The sequence below is a fragment of the Oleiagrimonas soli genome, assembly GCF_000761445.1.
GTDB lineage: Bacteria > Pseudomonadota > Gammaproteobacteria > Xanthomonadales > Rhodanobacteraceae > Oleiagrimonas > Oleiagrimonas soli.
In genome coordinates this window covers 2,499,151-2,516,994 of record NZ_KN196470.1, presented here as the reverse complement: position 1 = coordinate 2,516,994, position 17,844 = coordinate 2,499,151, and the positions used below count along the sequence as shown (strand labels likewise).

Below are 17,844 nucleotides of genomic sequence, written 5' to 3'. Positions count from 1 at the left end.
AAGTGTTGACACATCCAGGGGCGGTCGCGAGAATAGCCGGTCTTTGCTGGAGGGATACCCAAGCGGCCAACGGGGGCAGACTGTAAATCTGCTGGCTTACGCCTTCGGTGGTTCGAATCCACCTCCCTCCACCATCTCGATCGCCTCCGGTGTGATCGGGTGGTGAAGCAGAAAAAGGGTTGCGCGCAACGTCGTTCGTCGACGCGCACGATCCGCCAGATGTACCCGCCGGGCGGGAGTAGTTCAATGGTAGAACCTCAGCCTTCCAAGCTGATGGTGCGGGTTCGATTCCCGTCTCCCGCTCCATTGACCTCCGGTCATGCGGAACTTTTGCTCATGTAGCTCAGTCGGTAGAGCACTTCCTTGGTAAGGAAGAGGTCACAGGTTCGATTCCTGTCATGAGCACCACTTTTAACGGGGCGCTCTTGCGTCCTGATTTTGTGTTTTCCATCTGATTCCATCGGGGTTTGGAAGTCATGTCCAAGGAAAAGTTCGAGCGTAAAAAGCCGCACGTGAACGTGGGCACGATCGGTCACGTTGACCACGGCAAGACGACGCTGACGGCGGCGCTGACGAAGGTCGGTGCGGAGAAGTTCGGTGGCGACGTGAAGGCCTACGACCAGATCGACGGTGCGCCGGAAGAGAAGGCGCGCGGCATCACGATCTCGACGGCGCACGTCGAGTACGAATCGCCGAACCGCCATTACGCACACGTGGACTGCCCGGGCCACGCCGACTACGTGAAGAACATGATCACGGGTGCGGCGCAGATGGACGGCGCGATCCTGGTGTGCTCGGCCGCCGACGGCCCGATGCCGCAGACGCGCGAGCACATCCTGCTGTCGCGCCAGGTGGGCGTGCCGTACATCGTGGTCTACCTGAACAAGGCGGACATGGTGGACGACGCCGAGCTGCTGGAACTGGTCGAGATGGAAGTGCGCGAGCTGCTGTCCAACTACGACTTCCCTGGCGACGACACGCCGATCATCACCGGTTCGGCGCTGAAGGCGCTGGAGGGCGACACGTCCGACATCGGCGTGCCGTCGATCGAGAAGCTGGTCGAGGCGCTGGACACGTGGATTCCGGAGCCGGAGCGTGACATCGACAAGCCGTTCCTGATGCCGGTCGAGGACGTGTTCTCGATCTCCGGTCGCGGCACGGTGGTTACGGGTCGCATCGAGCGCGGCGTCATCAAGGTGGGCGAGGAAGTCGAGATCGTCGGCATCCGTCCGACCACGAAGACGACGGTGACGGGCGTTGAAATGTTCCGCAAGCTGCTGGATCAGGGCCAGGCGGGCGACAACGTGGGCCTGCTGCTGCGCGGCACCAAGCGCGACGAAGTGGAGCGCGGTCAGGTGCTGGCGAAGCCGGGTTCGATCACGCCGCACACGAAGTTCGAGGCGGAAGTGTACGTGCTGTCGAAGGACGAGGGTGGTCGTCACACGCCGTTCTTCAAGGGCTACCGCCCGCAGTTCTACTTCCGTACGACGGACGTGACGGGTGCGTGCGAGCTGCCGGAAGGCGTCGAGATGGTGATGCCTGGCGACAACGTGAAGATGGTGGTGACGCTGATCGCGCCGATCGCGATGGATGACGGTCTGCGTTTCGCGATCCGCGAAGGCGGTCGCACCGTCGGCGCCGGCGTCGTCGCCAAGATCTTCGAGTAAGACGTTAGACGGAATCGGCCGGGCGCTGTTGCATCGTCCGACCGATTCCGGAAGAAGTTCATGGCCGGCGGTCCGCGCAAGCGGTCCGCCTTGGTCATTTCGACGCGGTAGAATTCACTTATACGGCAGTAGCTCAATTGGCAGAGCAGCGGTCTCCAAAACCGCAGGTTGGGGGTTCGATTCCCTCCTGCCGTGCCACCCAGGTAGCGCATGAACGCAAAGGCTGAACAAACCAACAAGTCGAGCGCCGGCGACAAGCTGATGCTGGTGCTGGCCGTGCTGGTGCTGGCAGCCGGCCTCTTCGGCTTCTACTGGTACGCGAACGCGGCGCAGGTGGTGCGCGCCGGCGTACTGGTCGGCGGCCTGGTGCTGTCGGTCGGTATCGTCATGCTGACCGGTTACGGTCGTCGCATCCGCCACTTCCTGGCCGAGTCGCAGTTCGAAATGCGCAAGGTGGTGTGGCCGTCGCGCGACGAAACCGTCAAAACCACGATCATCATCCTGATTGTGGTGGTGATTCTGGCCCTGCTGCTGGGGGCGATCGATCTGTTGCTGAAGACGGTCGTGCTCGAGTGGCTTCTCAAGCTCGGAAAGTGAGGTAGTAGGGCATGAGCAAGCGCTGGTATGTAGTGCACGCCTATTCGGGCTTCGAGAATCAGGTCAAGCGTTCTCTCGAAGAGCGCATTCGCCGCATGGAGATGGAAGCCAAGTTCGGCGAGGTGCTGGTGCCGACCGAGGAAGTGGTAGAAATGCGCGCCGGCCAGAAGCGCCGCAGCGAGCGCAAGTTCTTCCCCGGCTACGTGCTGGTGCAGATCGAGACCGATACCGAGGGCAAGGCCCCGCGCATCGACGACGAGTGCTGGCATCTGGTCAAGGATACGCCCAAGGTCATGGGCTTCATCGGCGGCACCGCCGACCGTCCGCAGCCGATCAAGGACAGCGAAGCCGACACCATCCTCAGCCGTGTGCGCGAGGGTGTCGAGAAGCCGCGTCCGAAGGTGCTTTTCGAGCCGGGCGAGATGGTTCGCGTCATCGACGGTCCGTTCAACGACTTCAACGGCGTGGTCGAGGAAGTCAACTACGAAAAGAGCCGTCTGCGCGTTGCCGTGCTGATCTTCGGCCGCTCGACGCCGGTCGAGCTGGAGTTCGGTCAGGTCGAGAAATCCTGATCGCGCGGAGCGGGGCTTGTAAGAAGCTGATTTCCCGCCTATACTAGGCTGTTCACGCCGTGCCTTTTTAGGTCGGCGTGTACGCGTTTGTGGCCCGGCGGAGCCGTGGCCGTCCCGTCATCACGGATGGTGTGAAGCGAGGAGCCGCAAGGCGTTCGCACTCGCAAGGAAAACAACATGGCAAAAAAAGTCATCGGTTACATCAAGTTGCAGGTGAAGGCCGGTCAGGCCAATCCGTCTCCGCCCGTCGGTCCGGCGCTGGGTCAGCGCGGTCTGAACATCATGGAATTCTGTAAGGCGTTCAATGCCGCCACGCAGAAGCTGGAGCCGGGTCTGCCGATCCCGACCGTCATCACGGCGTATTCGGATCGCAGCTTCACCTTCATCACCAAGACCCCGCCGGCCTCCGTGCTGCTGCGCAAGCTGACGGGCGTGAAGAAGGGCTCGTCCAAGCCGAACACCGAGAAGGTGGGCAAGGTCACCCGCGCCCAGCTCGAAGAGATCGCCAAGCAGAAGGAGCCGGATCTGACGGCGGCCGATCTGGATGCCGCGGTGCGCACCATTGCCGGTAGCGCGCGCAGCATGGGCCTGGTGGTGGAGGACTAAGTCATGGCGAAGCTCACGAAGCGTTTCAAGGCAATGCAGGGCCTGGTCGAACCGGGCAAGACCTATCCGCTCAACGACGCGCTGTCCATGCTGAAGGACAACGCCAAGGCCAAGTTCGTCGAGTCCATCGACGTGGCCGTGCGTCTGGGTATCGATGCGCGCAAGTCCGACCAGGGCGTGCGCGGTTCCTCGCTGCTGCCGCACGGCACCGGCAAGACCATCAAGGTCGCGGTGTTCTGCCCGGCCGGCGAGAAGGCCGAGGCCGCCAAGGCCGCCGGCGCCGATGCCGTCGGCATGGAAGATCTTGCCGAGCGCATGCAGGGCGGCGATCTGGACTTCGGTCGCGTGATCGCGACGCCGGACGCCATGCGCGTGGTCGGCAAGCTGGGTCAGCTGCTGGGTCCGCGCGGCCTGATGCCGAACCCGAAGGACGGCTCGGTCACGGCCGACGTGGTCACCGCGGTGAACAACGCCAAGGCCGGCCAGGTGAAGTTCCGCAACGACAAGGCGGGCATCATCCACGCCAGCGTCGGCAAGGCGGACTTCGAGGTCGACAAGCTGGCCGACAACATCAACGCCCTGGTGGCGGACCTGTTGAAGGCCAAGCCGGCGACGGCCAAGGGTCAGTATCTGCAGAAGGTTTCGGTGTCCACCACCATGGGCATCGGCATCGCCGTCGACACCTCGTCGCTGTCGACCGGCAAGTAAGAATCAAGTCCCGTCCGGCCTCCGGGTCGGTCGGGCAGTTTTTGGGGGCATCGTCCGGTTCGTCCGGACGGAGCCGTCAAAGACCGCAGGCGGCTCGAACGGCCGCTCCGGAACGGCAAGGACGCGCGTGCATAGCGATGGATAGGTCCCCGGGGCGTTCGCGACAGCCTTAATCGGCTCCAACCAGCCTGCGTAGATGGTGCTGCCCGAACAGGTTTTCATCCTGGAACGGCCACCAAGTCGGTGCCAGATGGCACTGGGAAGCCGCAAGGACGTGGTTTCCGTAACCCGCTTGGGAGCGGTGGCGCGAAGGATGCGTCGCCGATCCGGTTCGGAGGAAGCAATGGCGCTCAATCTCGCGCAGAAGAAAGAGGTCGTTGCCGAACTGGCGAACGTGGCCGCCTCGGCTCACTCGCTGGTCGCCGCCGAGTATCTGGGTCTCACCGTCGAGCAGCTCACCGAGCTGCGCAAGAAGGCGCGCGAGTCCGGCGTGTTTCTTCGCGTTGCGAAGAACACCCTGGTTCGTCGTGCAGTGGAAGGTACCGATTACGAAGGTACTTCCGACCAACTGGTCGGTCCGCTGCTGTATGCCTTTTCGGTCGAGGATCCGGGTGCCGCCGGTCGACTGGTCCAAGAGTTTGCCAAGGCCAACGACAAGCTGAAGGCCAAGATCGTGGCCATTGGCGGCAAGGTGTACCCGGGCTCGCACGTCGAAGTCCTGGCCTCGCTGCCGACCCGCGATCAGGCGCTCAGCATGCTGCTCAGCGTGATGTCGCAGCCGGCCACGCAGCTGGTCCGTCTGCTGTCGGAGCCTGCCTCTCAGATCACTCGCGTGATCAACCAGGCAGGGCAGCAGAAGGCCGCCTGACGTTTCGCCCTACGGCAATCCCATTCCAACGTAACAGTCGTTTTTCCAGGAGTTATCAAGATGTCTCTCAGCAACGAACAGATCATCGACGCGATCGCCGAAAAGTCCCTCGTCGAGGTGATGGAGCTGGTCAAGGCGATGGAAGAGAAGTTCGGCGTGTCCGCCGCGGCTCCGGTCGCCGTGGCTGCCGGTCCGGCCGCCGGTGGCGCCGCTGCTGCCGCCGAAGAGCAGACCGAGTTCGACGTGGTCCTCGCCGCTGCCGGTAGCAACAAGGTTGCCACCATCAAGGCCGTGCGTGCCATCACCGGCCTGGGCCTGAAGGAAGCCAAGGACATGGTCGAAGGCGCTCCGCAGACCCTGAAGGAAGCCGTGAGCAAGGAAGACGCCGAGAAGTTCAAGAAAGAACTCGAGGAAGCCGGCGCCAAGGTCGAGCTGAAGTAAGCGGCGCCTTGCGCGCTGCGAGCTCGACCCGAAGCACAGCAAGCCTGGGGGCGAGAGCCCCCGGGCTTTGCCTGCTGATGCAGGCCCCTTAACCCGGGAGAGGGCGATGGGCCATCGACACTCGCCATGTTGTTGAGTGCCGATCTCCGATCTCCGTTTTCCAACTTTTTGCCGGTGTCTTCCCACCGGCGTCACTGCGAACCGAGGCGGTATCCACCATGACCTACTCGTTTACCGAGAAGAAGCGCATCCGCAAGGATTTCGGCAAGCGTCCTCCGGTGCTGGACGTTCCCAACCTGCTGACGATCCAGACCGATTCCTATCGCGACTTCCTGCAGCAGGACGTGCAGCCGAAGAAGCGTGAGGAGAAAGGTCTGCACGCGGCGCTGAAGTCGGTGTTCCCGATTTCCAGCTATTCGGGCAACGCCGCGCTGGAGTACGTGGACTATCGTCTGGGCGAGCCGCCCTTCGACGAGCGCGAGTGCCGCAACCGCGGCATGACCTACGGCGCGCCGCTGCGCGTGACCGTGCGCCTGGTCATCTACGACAAGGACAGCCCGGCCTCCAAGAAGACCGTCAAGTACATCAAGGAGCAAGAGGTCTACATGGGCGAAATGCCGCTCATGACCGAGACCGGCACCTTCATCGTCAACGGCACCGAGCGCGTCATCGTCTCGCAGCTGCATCGTTCGCCGGGCGTGTTCTTCGATCACGACAAGGGCAAGACGCACAGCTCGGGCAAGCTGCTGTTCTCCGCGCGCGTGATTCCCTACCGTGGTTCCTGGCTGGACTTCGAGTTCGATCCGAAGGACGCGCTGTTCACCCGTATCGACCGTCGCCGCAAGTTGCCGGTGACGGTGCTGCTGCGTGCGCTGGGCTACACGGACGAGGAGATCCTGGCGATCTTCTTCGAGCACAACGTGTTCCATCTGAACAAGAAGGACGGCGCCACGCTGGAGCTGGTCGCCGAGCGCCTGCGCGGCGAGACCCTCAACTTCGACCTGATCGCCGACGGCGAGGTGCTGGTCGAGGCGGGCAAGCGCATCACCGCGCGCCACGTGCGCCAGCTGGCCAAGTCCGACGTCGACACGCTGGACGTGCCGGACGACTACCTGATCGGCCGCATCCTGGCCGTGGACGTCGCCGACACCAAGACCGGCGAGCTGATCGCGGCGGCCAACGACGAGATCACCGAAGATCATCTGGAGCTGTTCCGCAAGGCCGGCATCGAGACGCTGCCGACCCTGTACGTGAACGACCTGGATCGCGGTCCGTACATCTCCAACACGCTGCGCGTGGATCCGACCAAGACCCAGCTCGAGGCGCTGGTCGAGATCTACCGCATGATGCGTCCGGGCGAGCCGCCGACCAAGGAAGCCGCGCAGAACCTGTTCTACAACCTGTTCTTCACCTTCGACCGCTACGACCTGTCGGCGGTCGGCCGCATGAAGTTCAACCGCCGCGTCGGTCGCGAGGACGTGACCGGCCCGAGCGTGCTGTTCGATCACAAGTACTTCTCCTCGCGCAAGGACGACGCGTCCAAGGCTCTGCTCGACGAGCAGGGCGAGGGTTCGGACATCCTCGACGTGCTGAAGGTGCTGATCGACATCAAGAACGGTCACGGCCAGGTCGACGACATCGATCACCTGGGCAACCGTCGCGTGCGTTCGGTCGGCGAGATGGCGGAAAACACCTTCCGCATCGGCCTGGTGCGCGTGGAGCGCGCCGTGCGCGAGCGCCTGTCGCTGGCCGAGGCCGACAACCTGGGTCCGCAGGACCTGATCAACGCCAAGCCCGTGGCCGCGGCAGTGAAGGAGTTCTTCGGCTCCTCGCAGTTGTCGCAGTTCATGGATCAGAACAACCCGCTGTCGGAAGTCACCCACAAGCGCCGCGTGTCGGCGCTGGGTCCGGGCGGTCTGACCCGCGAGCGCGCCGGCTTCGAAGTGCGCGACGTGCATCCGACCCATTACGGCCGCGTCTGCACCATCGAAACGCCGGAAGGCCCGAACATCGGTCTGATCAACTCGCTGGCCGTGTACGCCCGCACCAACCAGTACGGCTTCCTGGAGACGCCGTACCGCCGAGTCGTGGACGGCAAGGTCACCACCCAGGTCGACTACTTGTCGGCGATCGAGGAAGGCGACCACGTCATCGCGCAGGCGAACTCGCCGCTGAACGAAGACGGCAGCTTCGTCGAAGGCTTCGTGTCCTGCCGTTTCCGCGGCGAGTCCGAGCTGCGTCCGGCGTCCGAAGTGGACTACATGGACGTTTCGACCATGCAGACCGTGTCGGTGGCCGCCGCGCTGGTACCGTTCCTGGAGCACGATGACGCCAACCGCGCGCTGATGGGCGCCAACATGCAGCGCCAGGCCGTGCCGACGCTGCGTTCGGAGAAGCCGCTGGTCGGTACCGGCATCGAGCGCCCGACGGCGCGCGACTCCGGCGTGACCGTGGCCGCGCGTCGCGGCGGCGTGATCGACCAGATCGACGCCGGCCGCATCGTGGTGCGCGTCAACGAGGACGAGATCGAGGGCAACGACGCCGGCGTCGATATCTACACGCTGGTCAAGTACACCCGTTCCAACCAGAACACCAACCTCAACCAGCGTCCGCTGGTGAAGGTCGGCGACATCGTGGCCAAGGGCGACACCCTGGCCGACGGCAGCTCCACCGACATGGGCGAGCTGGCGCTGGGCCAGAACATGCTGGTCGCGTTCATGCCGTGGAACGGCTACAACTTCGAGGATTCGATCCTGATCTCCGAGCGTGTGGTGAAGGAGGATCGCTACACCTCCATCCACATCGAGGAGCTGACCTGCGTCGCGCGCGACACCAAGCTGGGCCCCGAGGAGATCACGGCCGACATCCCCAACGTGGGCGAGCAGGCGCTGTCGCGTCTGGACGAGTCGGGCATCGTGTACATCGGCGCCGAGGTCAAGGCCGGCGACATCATGGTCGGCAAGGTCACGCCGAAGGGCGAGAGCCAGCTGACGCCGGAAGAGAAGCTGCTGCGCGCGATCTTCGGCGAGAAGGCGTCCGACGTGAAGGACAGCTCGCTGCGCGTGCCGCCGGGCATGGACGGCACCGTCATCGACGTGCAGGTCTTCACCCGCGATGGCATCGAGAAGGACAAGCGCGCCAAGCAGATCGAGGAAACCGAGCTCAAGCGCATCCGTAAGGATCTGGACGACCAGTTCCGCATCCTGGAAGGCGCGATCTACGACCGCATGCGCGAGAAGCTGGTCGGCAAGGCCGTCAGCAGCGCGCCGGCCGGTCTGAAGCGCGGTTCGGAAATCACCAACGAGTACCTCGACGGCCTGAAGAAGGACGAGTGGTTCAAGATCAACGTCAAGGACGAAGAGGCGGCCGAGTTCCTGGAGCGCGGCGCCAAGCAGATCAAGGCCCACAAGGAAGAGTTCGACAAGCGCTTCAAGGAGAAGCAGGGCAAGATCACCGCCGGTGACGACCTGGCTCCGGGCGTGCTGAAGATGGTCAAGGTGTTCCTGGCCGTCAAGCGCCGCATCCAGCCGGGCGACAAGATGGCCGGCCGCCACGGCAACAAGGGTGTCGTGTCGATGATCGTGCCGGTCGAGGACATGCCGTATTCGGCCGACGGTCGTCCGGTGGACATCGTGCTGAACCCGCTGGGCGTGCCTTCGCGTATGAACATCGGCCAGATCCTGGAAGTGCATCTGGGCTGGGCGGCGAAGGGCCTGGGCGAGAAGATCGCCGGCATGCTCGACGCCAACGAGAAGGCCTCGAAGGTGCGCGAGTTCCTCAACGAGATCTACAACCACGACAGCGCCGAGTTCGGCAACCGCGTGAATCTGAAGTCGTTCAAGGACGCCGAGATCCTCGAGCTGGCCAACAACCTGCGCGGCGGCGTGCCGATGGCGACGCCGGTGTTCGACGGTGCCGAGGAGCGCGAGATCAAGGCCATGCTGAAGCTGGCCGATCTGCCCGAGTCGGGTCAGGCCACGCTGTACGACGGCCGCACCGGCGAGGCGTTCGATCGTCCGGTCACGGTCGGCTACATGCACATGCTCAAGCTCAACCATCTGGTCGACGACAAGATGCACGCGCGTTCCACCGGTCCGTACTCGCTGGTCACCCAGCAGCCGCTGGGCGGCAAGGCGCAGTTCGGCGGTCAGCGCTTCGGCGAGATGGAAGTCTGGGCGCTGGAAGCCTACGGCGCGGCCTACACCCTGCAGGAAATGCTGACGGTGAAGTCCGACGACGTGCAGGGCCGCAACCAGATGTACAAGAACATCGTCGACGGCAATCACGAGATGGTCGCGGGCATGCCGGAATCCTTCAACGTGTTGGTGAAGGAAATCCGGTCGCTGGCGATCGACATCGAGCTGGACGAGACCAAGTAATCGGCGCGCGAGCGGAGAGAACCTTATGAAAGATTTGCTCAACCTGTTCAATCAGCAGCGTCAGCCGCAGGACTTTGACGCGATCAAGATCTCGCTGGCCTCGCCGGAGCTGATCCGGTCGTGGTCGTTCGGCGAGGTCAAGAAGCCGGAAACCATCAACTACCGCACCTTCAAGCCGGAGCGTGACGGCCTGTTCTGCGCCGCCATCTTCGGTCCGGTGAAGGACTACGAGTGCCTGTGCGGCAAGTACAAGCGCATGAAGCACCGCGGCGTGGTGTGCGAGAAGTGCGGCACCGAGGTCACCCTGGCCAAGGTGCGTCGCGAGCGCATGGGCCACATCGAGCTGGCCAGCCCGGTCGCGCACATCTGGTTTCTGAAGTCGCTGCCGTCGCGCATCGGTCTGATGCTGGACATGACGCTGCGCGACATCGAGCGCATCCTCTACTTCGAGGCCTACGTGGTGGTCGATCCCGGCCTGACCACGCTGGAGCGCGGCCAGATGCTGTCCGAGGACCAGTACCTGGAAGCGGTCGAGGAGCACGGTGACGAGTTCGACGCCCGCATGGGTGCCGAGGCCGTTTACGAGCTGCTCAAGGACCTCGATCTCAAGACCGAGGAAATGCAACTCAAGGAAGCCATCGCGGCGACCAATTCCGAGACCAAGCTCAAGCGACTGACCAAGCGCATCAAGCTGGTCGAGGCCTTCCTGGAATCCGGCAACAAGCCGGAGTGGATGGTCATGACCGTGATGCCGGTGCTGCCGCCGGATCTGCGTCCGCTGGTGCCGCTGGACGGCGGCCGTTTCGCGACCTCGGATCTGAACGATCTGTACCGCCGCGTCATCAACCGCAACAACCGCCTGAAGCGTCTGCTCGACCTCAACGCGCCGGACATCATCGTGCGCAACGAGAAGCGCATGCTGCAGGAGTCGGTGGACGCGCTGCTGGACAACGGCCGTCGCGGTCGTGCCATCACCGGCACCAACAAGCGCCCGCTGAAGTCGCTGGCCGACATGATCAAGGGCAAGCAGGGCCGCTTCCGCCAGAACCTGCTGGGCAAGCGCGTCGACTACTCCGGCCGTTCGGTCATCGTGGTCGGCCCGACCCTGAAGCTGCATCAGTGCGGCCTGCCCAAGAAGATGGCGCTGGAGCTGTTCAAGCCGTTCATCTTCGCCAAGCTGCAGAGCCGCGGTCTGGCGTCCACCATCAAGGCCGCCAAGAAGCTGGTCGAGCGCGAAGAAGCGGAAGTCTGGGACATCCTGTCCGAAGTCATCCGTGAGCATCCGGTGATGCTGAACCGCGCGCCGACCCTGCATCGTCTGGGCATCCAGGCGTTCGAGCCGGTGCTGATCGAAGGCAAGGCCATCCAGCTGCATCCGCTGGTGTGTACCGCCTTCAACGCCGACTTCGACGGCGATCAGATGGCCGTGCACGTGCCGCTGTCCATCGAGGCGCAGCTGGAAGCGCGCGCCCTGATGATGTCGTCCAACAACATCCTGTCGCCGGCCAATGGCGAGCCCATCATCGTGCCGACGCAGGACGTGGTCCTGGGTCTGTACTACATGAGCCGCGAGCTGGTCGACGCCAAGGGCGCCGGCATGGTGTTCGCCAACGTGGCCGAAGTGCGTCGCGCCTACGAGAACCGCGCGGTCGAGCTGCACGCCAGCATCCGCGTGCGCCTGAAGCAGGTCGAGATCGGCGAGGAAGGCGAGCGCACCGAGAAGGTCGAACTGGTCAACACCACGGTCGGTCGTGCGCTGCTGGCCGAGATCATGCCGGTGGGCCTGCCGTTCGAGCTGGCCAACACCGAGCTGACCAAGAAGGCCATCTCGCGCCTGATCAACGCCAGCTACCGCCGTCTGGGCCTGAAGGAGACCGTGGTCTTCGCCGACAAGCTGATGTACACCGGCTTCCGTCTGGCGACGCGCGCGGGTATCTCCATCGGCATCGACGACATGAAGATTCCGGAGGCCAAGAAGGGCATTCTTGCCGAGGCCGAGAAGGAAGTGGTCGAGATCCAGGAGCAGTACCAGTCCGGTCTGGTCACCGCTGGCGAGCGTTACAACAAGGTCGTCGACATCTGGTCGCGCACCAACGAACTGGTCGCCAAGGCCATGATCGACGGTATCGGCACCGAGAAGCGTGTCGATGCCGACGGCAAGGAAGTCGACCAGAAGTCGATGAACTCGCTGTACATCATGGCCGACTCCGGCGCCCGTGGTTCGGTGGCGCAGATTCGTCAGCTGGCCGGCATGCGCGGTCTGATGGCGCGTCCGGACGGCTCGATCATCGAGACGCCCATCAAGGCCAACTTCCGCGAAGGCCTGAACGTGCTGCAGTACTTCAACTCGACCCACGGCGCTCGTAAGGGCCTGGCCGATACCGCGTTGAAGACCGCCAACTCCGGTTACCTGACGCGTCGTCTGGTCGACGTGGCGCAGGACGTGGTCGTCACCACCGAGGACTGCGGTACGACCGAAGGCCTGACCATGACGCCCATCGTCGAAGGCGGCGATGTGGTCGAGCCGCTGCGCGAGCGCGTGCTGGGCCGCGTGGTGGCCGAGGACGTCTACGCGCCGGGCGACGACAGCAATGATCCGATCGTCGAGGCCGGCACCCTGCTGGACGAGAAGCAGGTCGCCATGCTGGACGATGCCGGCGTGCAGATCGTGCAGGTCCGTTCGCCGATCACCTGCCAGGCGTCGCACGGCGTCTGTGGCATGTGCTACGGCCGCGATCTGGCCCGTGGTCACCTGGTCAACATCGGCGAGGCGGTCGGCGTGATCGCCGCGCAGTCCATCGGTGAGCCGGGCACGCAGCTGACCATGCGTACCTTCCACATCGGCGGTGCCGCTTCGCGTGCCGCCGCGGTCGACAACGTCACCGTCAAGACCACCGGTACGCTGAAGTTCAACAACCTCAAGAGCGTGCAGCACAGCCAGGGTCATCTGGTCGCGGTGTCGCGTTCGGGCGAGGTCAGCGTGCTGGATACGCAGGGCCGCGAGCGCGAGCGCTACAAGGTGCCCTACGGCGCCACCATCGACGTCAAGGATGGCGCGCCGGTCAAGGCCGGCCAGACCGTGGCGCAGTGGGATCCGCATACCCATCCGATCGTCTCGGAAGTGGCCGGTGTGGTCAGCTTCAGCGACTTCATCGACGGCGTCACCGTGCAGAGCCAGACCGACGAACTGACCGGTCTGGAGAGCGCGGTGGTCACCGATCCGAAGCGTCGCGGCACCGCGGCCAAGGATCTGCGTCCGATGGTCAAGCTGGAAGACAAGAAGGGCAAGGAGCTCAAGCTGCCCGGCACCGACGTTCCGGCGCAGTACTTCCTGCCGGCCGGCGCCATCGTGTCGATCCAGAACGGTGCCGAGGTGGGCGTGGGCGACGTGGTGGCACGTATCCCGCAGGAAACCTCCAAGACCCGCGACATCACCGGCGGTCTGCCCCGCGTGGCCGATCTGTTCGAGGCGCGCAAGCCGAAGGAGCCGGCGATTCTGGCCGAGCGCTCCGGCGTGGTCAGCTTCGGCAAGGACACCAAGGGCAAGCAGCGTCTGATCATCAAGGACGCCGACGGCAACGATCACGAGGAGCTGATTCCGAAGTGGCGCCACATCATCGTGTTCGAGGGCGAGCACGTGGAGAAGGGCGAGACGGTGGTCGACGGCGAGCCGGATCCGCATGACATCCTGCGCCTGCTGGGCGTGGAGCAGCTGGCGGCCTATCTGGTCAAGGAAATCCAGGACGTCTACCGCCTGCAGGGCGTGAAGATCAACGACAAGCACATCGAGGCGATCATTCGCCAGATGCTGCGCAAGGTCGAGATCACCGATCCGGGCGAGAGCACCTATCTCCGCGGCGAGCAGGTCGAGCGTCAGCGGTTTGTTCAGGACAACGAGCGCCTGGCCAGCCGCAACGAGCGTCCGGCCGAAGCGCAGTCGGTGCTGCTGGGCATCACCAAGGCTTCGCTGGCGACCGAATCGTTCATTTCGGCGGCGTCGTTCCAGGAAACCACGCGTGTGTTGACGGAGGCTGCGGTACGCGGCACCCGTGACACCTTGCGCGGACTGAAGGAAAACGTTATAGTCGGTCGGCTAATCCCTGCGGGAACGGGTCTGGCATACCACGCGCAACGTCAGCGCGATGGTGGCCTCACCGCTTCCGAACTGGAAACCCTCTCTGGCAGCGCTTCCGAGCAAACTGCCGCCGAGACCAGCGAAGCAGGGGCCGCAGACGGCGAATAAGTACATTCGCACGCCGTTTGACTACATACGAAATGAGGTGCACGGACGCACCTCGTGTTCGAACGCAGGGAAGGTTGAGCATCGCTTGCCAATAGGTGGCGGTGCGTGTTAAATTTCCGCTTCTTGGCAGGCCGGATTGCACCGGTCTGCCTTTGTGTTTCTTAGGACAACTTTCGCATGGCGACGATCAACCAACTGGTTCGCAAGCCCCGCCGGCCGAAGAGCTATAAGAGCAATTCGCCGGCCCTGCAGAGCAGCCCGCAGCGACGTGGCGTCTGCACGCGTGTTTACACGACCACGCCGAAGAAGCCGAACTCGGCCCTTCGCAAGGTGGCCAAGGTCCGTTTGACCAATGGCTACGAGGTCATCAGCTACATCGGCGGCGAAGGCCACAATCTGCAGGAGCACTCGGTGGTCCTGATTCGCGGCGGCCGCGTCAAGGATTTGCCGGGTGTGCGTTATCACACCGTTCGCGGCAGCCTGGACTGCGCCGGCGTCACCAAGCGTCGTCAGGCGCGTTCCAAGTACGGCGCCAAGCGCCCGAAGGGCTAAGCGAGGGATTTGAGAGATGTCGCGTAAAGGTTCACATCCCGCTCGCGTGATCCTGCCGGATCCGAAGCACAGCAGCGAGCTGATCGCGCGCTTCATCAACATGGTGATGAAGAGCGGCAAGAAGTCGACCGCCGAGACGATTGTCTATGGCGCGCTGGATCACATCGGCGAGAAGAACGCCGAGCCGGTGTCCCTGGTCGAGAAGGCGCTGGGCAATGTCGCCCCGGTCGTCGAGGTGAAGTCCCGTCGTGTCGGTGGCGCCACCTACCAGGTGCCGGTCGAGGTTCGTCCGGGTCGTCGTATGGCGCTGGCCATGCGCTGGGTCATCGAAGCCGCGCGCAAGCGCAGCGAGACCTCGATGCCGCGCAAGCTGGCGGCGGAGCTCCTGGAAGCTTCCGAGTCCCGCGGCGGCGCCATGAAGAAGCGTGAAGAGACGCATCGCATGGCCGAAGCCAACAAGGCCTTCTCGCACTACCGCTGGTAATCGCGGTAGTACGGACACACACGAGAATTTCGAGGAATCACCGTGGCACGCACCACTCCCATCGAGCGCTACCGCAACTTCGGCATCATGGCCCACATCGATGCCGGCAAGACCACCACGACGGAGCGCATCCTGTTCTACACCGGCATTTCGCACAAGATCGGCGAAGTGCATGACGGTGCTGCCGTCATGGACTGGATGGAGCAGGAGCAGGAGCGCGGCATCACCATCACCTCGGCGGCCACCACCTGCTTCTGGCAGGGTATGGACCGCTCGCTGCCGCAGCATCGCTTCAACATCATCGACACCCCGGGCCACGTCGACTTCACCATCGAGGTGGAGCGTTCGCTGCGCGTGCTCGACGGCGCGGTGTTCGTGCTGTGCGCGGTCGGCGGCGTGCAGCCGCAGTCCGAGACCGTGTGGCGTCAGGCCAACAAGTACGCGGTGCCGCGTCTGGCGTTCGTCAACAAGATGGACCGCACCGGCGCCAACTTCGACAAGGTGGTCGGTCAGCTGAAGTCGCGTCTGGGTGCCCATCCGGTGCCGATGCAGGTGCCGATCGGCGCCGAAGACAACTTCGAGGGCGTGGTCGACCTGGTCAAGATGAAGGCCATCTACTGGGACATGGAAAGCCAGGGTACGAAGTTCGAGTACCGTGACATTCCGGCCGAGTTGCAGGAACAGTGCGAAGCGGCCCGCGAGTTCATGGTCGAGTCCGCGGCCGAGACCAGCGAAGAGCTGATGAACAAGTACCTCGAGGACGGCGAGCTGTCCGAGGAAGAGATCATCAGCGGCATCCGTCAGGGTACGCTGGACACGGCGCTGATTCCGGTCTTCTGCGGTACGGCCTTCAAGAACAAGGGCGTGCAGGCGCTGCTGGACGCGGTGGTCGAGCTGCTGCCGTCGCCGTCGGATCGTCCGCCGGTCGAAGGCATCGACGAAAACGAGCAGCCGGCGTCGCGCACGGCCGACGACAAGGCGCCGTTCTCGGCGCTCGCGTTCAAGATCATGACCGATCCGTTCGTCGGTTCGCTGAGCTTCTTCCGCGTCTATTCGGGCGTGCTGAATGCCGGCGACCAGGTCTACAACCCGGTCAAGAGCAAGAAGGAGCGCGTGGGCCGCATCCTGCAGATGCACGCCAACGAGCGTCAGGAGCTGAAGGAAGTCCGCGCCGGCGACATCGCCGCAGCGGTCGGCCTGAAGGACGTCACCACGGGTGACACCCTTTGCGATCAGGGCAACATCATCACCCTCGAGCGCATGGTGTTCCCGGAGCCGGTGATCTCCATGGCGGTCGAGCCGAAGACCAAGTCGGACCAGGAGAAGATGGGCATCGCCCTCGGTCGCCTGGCGCAGGAGGATCCGTCCTTCCGCGTGCGTACCGACGAAGAGTCCGGCCAGACGATCATCTCGGGCATGGGCGAGCTCCACCTGGACATCCTGGTGGACCGCATGAAGCGCGAGTTCAACGTCGAGGCCAACGTCGGCAAGCCGCAGGTGGCCTACCGCGAGACGATTCGCCAAGCGGTGCGTCAGGAAGGCAAGTTCGTGCGTCAGTCCGGCGGTAAGGGCCAGTTCGGTCACGTGGTGCTGGAGATCGAGCCGCAGGAGCGCGGCGTCGGCTACGAGTTCGAGAACTCGATCGTCGGCGGCGTGGTGCCGAAGGAATACATCCCGGCGGTCGACAAGGGCATCCAGGAAGCCATGGCCAACGGCATTATGGCCGGCTACCCGGTCGTGGACGTCAAGGTGCGCCTGGTCGACGGTTCCTACCATGAAGTCGATTCGTCGGAAATGGCGTTCAAGATCGCCGGTTCGATGGGCTTCAAGGAAGGCTTCAACAAGGCCAGCCCGGTCCTGCTCGAGCCGATGATGAAGGTCGAGGTCGTCACGCCCGAGGAGTACATGGGCGACGTCATGGGCGATCTGAGCCGTCGTCGCGGCCTGCTCCAGGGTACCGATGACAGCCCGTCGGGCAAGGTCGTCAACGCGATGGTGCCGCTGGGCGAGATGTTCGGTTACGCCACCAGCCTGCGTTCGTCGACCCAGGGTCGCGCCACCTTCACGATGGAATTCGATCACTACGCCGACGCGCCGAACAGCATCGCCGAAGAAGTGATGAAGAAGGCCTAAGGGCCGATTGTCCACACGAAATCACAAGTACAAGTTCTTTCGAGGTTATTAAGTCATGTCCAAGGAAAAGTTCGAGCGTAAAAAGCCGCACGTGAACGTGGGCACGATCGGTCACGTTGACCACGGCAAGACGACGCTGACGGCGGCGCTGACGAAGGTCGGTGCGGAGAAGTTCGGTGGCGACGTGAAGGCCTACGACCAGATCGACGGTGCGCCGGAAGAGAAGGCGCGCGGCATCACGATCTCGACGGCGCACGTCGAGTACGAATCGCCGAACCGCCATTACGCACACGTGGACTGCCCGGGCCACGCCGACTACGTGAAGAACATGATCACGGGTGCGGCGCAGATGGACGGCGCGATCCTGGTGTGCTCGGCCGCCGACGGCCCGATGCCGCAGACGCGCGAGCACATCCTGCTGTCGCGCCAGGTGGGCGTGCCGTACATCGTGGTCTACCTGAACAAGGCGGACATGGTGGACGACGCCGAGCTGCTGGAACTGGTCGAGATGGAAGTGCGCGAGCTGCTGTCCAACTACGACTTCCCTGGCGACGACACGCCGATCATCACCGGTTCGGCGCTGAAGGCGCTGGA

General features: G+C 63.8%; 13 protein-coding genes and 4 tRNA genes. All 17 read left to right on the top strand.

The genetic code is table 11. From position 1 onward, the window contains the following. Nucleotides 1-48 precede the first annotated feature (48 nt). Nucleotides 49-134, top strand: a tRNA-Tyr gene (locus LF63_RS11215). Between the two features lie 98 nt (nucleotides 135-232). Continuing rightward, nucleotides 233-306: transfer RNA gene (locus tag LF63_RS11210), tRNA-Gly, on the top strand. Nucleotides 307-332: 26 nt separating this feature from the next. Then, nucleotides 333-408: transfer RNA gene (locus LF63_RS11205), tRNA-Thr, on the top strand. A gap of 68 nt (nucleotides 409-476) precedes the next feature. Beyond that, on the top strand, nucleotides 477-1,667 hold the full coding sequence (gene tuf / locus LF63_RS11200; protein WP_043101849.1) for an elongation factor Tu: 1,191 nt from the start codon (nucleotides 477-479) through the stop codon (nucleotides 1,665-1,667). A 122-nt stretch (nucleotides 1,668-1,789) separates the two neighbouring features. Continuing rightward, nucleotides 1,790-1,865 (top strand) — tRNA-Trp (locus tag LF63_RS11195). A gap of 12 nt (nucleotides 1,866-1,877) precedes the next feature. Beyond that, complete coding sequence (gene secE, locus LF63_RS11190; RefSeq protein ID WP_043101848.1) at nucleotides 1,878-2,264, top strand: preprotein translocase subunit SecE; 387 nt, start codon at nucleotides 1,878-1,880, stop codon at nucleotides 2,262-2,264. 11 nt (nucleotides 2,265-2,275) lie between these two features. Beyond that, nucleotides 2,276-2,836, top strand: coding sequence for a transcription termination/antitermination protein NusG (nusG, locus tag LF63_RS11185; protein ID WP_043101847.1), 561 nt, complete (start codon nucleotides 2,276-2,278; stop codon nucleotides 2,834-2,836). Nucleotides 2,837-3,013: 177 nt separating this feature from the next. Continuing rightward, the gene (rplK, locus tag LF63_RS11180; RefSeq protein WP_043101845.1) at nucleotides 3,014-3,442 is read left to right on the top strand and encodes a 50S ribosomal protein L11; all 429 of its coding nucleotides are present in this window, start codon (nucleotides 3,014-3,016) and stop codon (nucleotides 3,440-3,442) included. A 3-nt stretch (nucleotides 3,443-3,445) separates the two neighbouring features. Continuing rightward, nucleotides 3,446-4,150, top strand: coding sequence for a 50S ribosomal protein L1 (gene rplA, locus LF63_RS11175; protein WP_043101844.1), 705 nt, complete (start codon nucleotides 3,446-3,448; stop codon nucleotides 4,148-4,150). 343 nt (nucleotides 4,151-4,493) lie between these two features. Beyond that, the gene (rplJ, locus tag LF63_RS11170) at nucleotides 4,494-5,018 is read left to right on the top strand and encodes a 50S ribosomal protein L10 (protein WP_043101842.1); all 525 of its coding nucleotides are present in this window, start codon (nucleotides 4,494-4,496) and stop codon (nucleotides 5,016-5,018) included. A gap of 60 nt (nucleotides 5,019-5,078) precedes the next feature. Then, nucleotides 5,079-5,459, top strand: a complete 381-nt coding sequence (gene rplL, locus LF63_RS11165) for a 50S ribosomal protein L7/L12 (RefSeq protein ID WP_043101840.1) — start codon at nucleotides 5,079-5,081, stop codon at nucleotides 5,457-5,459. Between the two features lie 218 nt (nucleotides 5,460-5,677). Continuing rightward, the gene (rpoB, locus tag LF63_RS11160) at nucleotides 5,678-9,838 is read left to right on the top strand and encodes a DNA-directed RNA polymerase subunit beta (protein ID WP_043101838.1); all 4,161 of its coding nucleotides are present in this window, start codon (nucleotides 5,678-5,680) and stop codon (nucleotides 9,836-9,838) included. 25 nt (nucleotides 9,839-9,863) lie between these two features. Then, nucleotides 9,864-14,081 carry a DNA-directed RNA polymerase subunit beta' gene (gene rpoC / locus LF63_RS11155; RefSeq protein ID WP_043101837.1) on the top strand — a complete coding sequence of 1,406 codons (4,218 nt, stop codon included), beginning with the start codon at nucleotides 9,864-9,866 and terminating at the stop codon, nucleotides 14,079-14,081. A gap of 177 nt (nucleotides 14,082-14,258) precedes the next feature. After that, the gene (gene rpsL / locus LF63_RS11150; RefSeq protein ID WP_043101834.1) at nucleotides 14,259-14,633 is read left to right on the top strand and encodes a 30S ribosomal protein S12; all 375 of its coding nucleotides are present in this window, start codon (nucleotides 14,259-14,261) and stop codon (nucleotides 14,631-14,633) included. Between the two features lie 16 nt (nucleotides 14,634-14,649). Beyond that, nucleotides 14,650-15,117 (top strand): 30S ribosomal protein S7, encoded by a 468-nt coding sequence (gene rpsG, locus LF63_RS11145; protein WP_043101831.1) that lies wholly within the window; start codon nucleotides 14,650-14,652, stop codon nucleotides 15,115-15,117. 42 nt (nucleotides 15,118-15,159) lie between these two features. Beyond that, a complete protein-coding gene (gene fusA / locus LF63_RS11140) occupies nucleotides 15,160-17,250 on the top strand; it encodes an elongation factor G (RefSeq protein ID WP_043101829.1) in 2,091 nt (696 codons plus the stop codon). Nucleotides 17,251-17,305: 55 nt separating this feature from the next. Then, nucleotides 17,306-17,844, top strand: a 539-nt coding sequence (locus tag LF63_RS11135) for a GTP-binding protein (RefSeq protein ID WP_043101827.1), incomplete at its 3' end; no start/stop codon positions are given.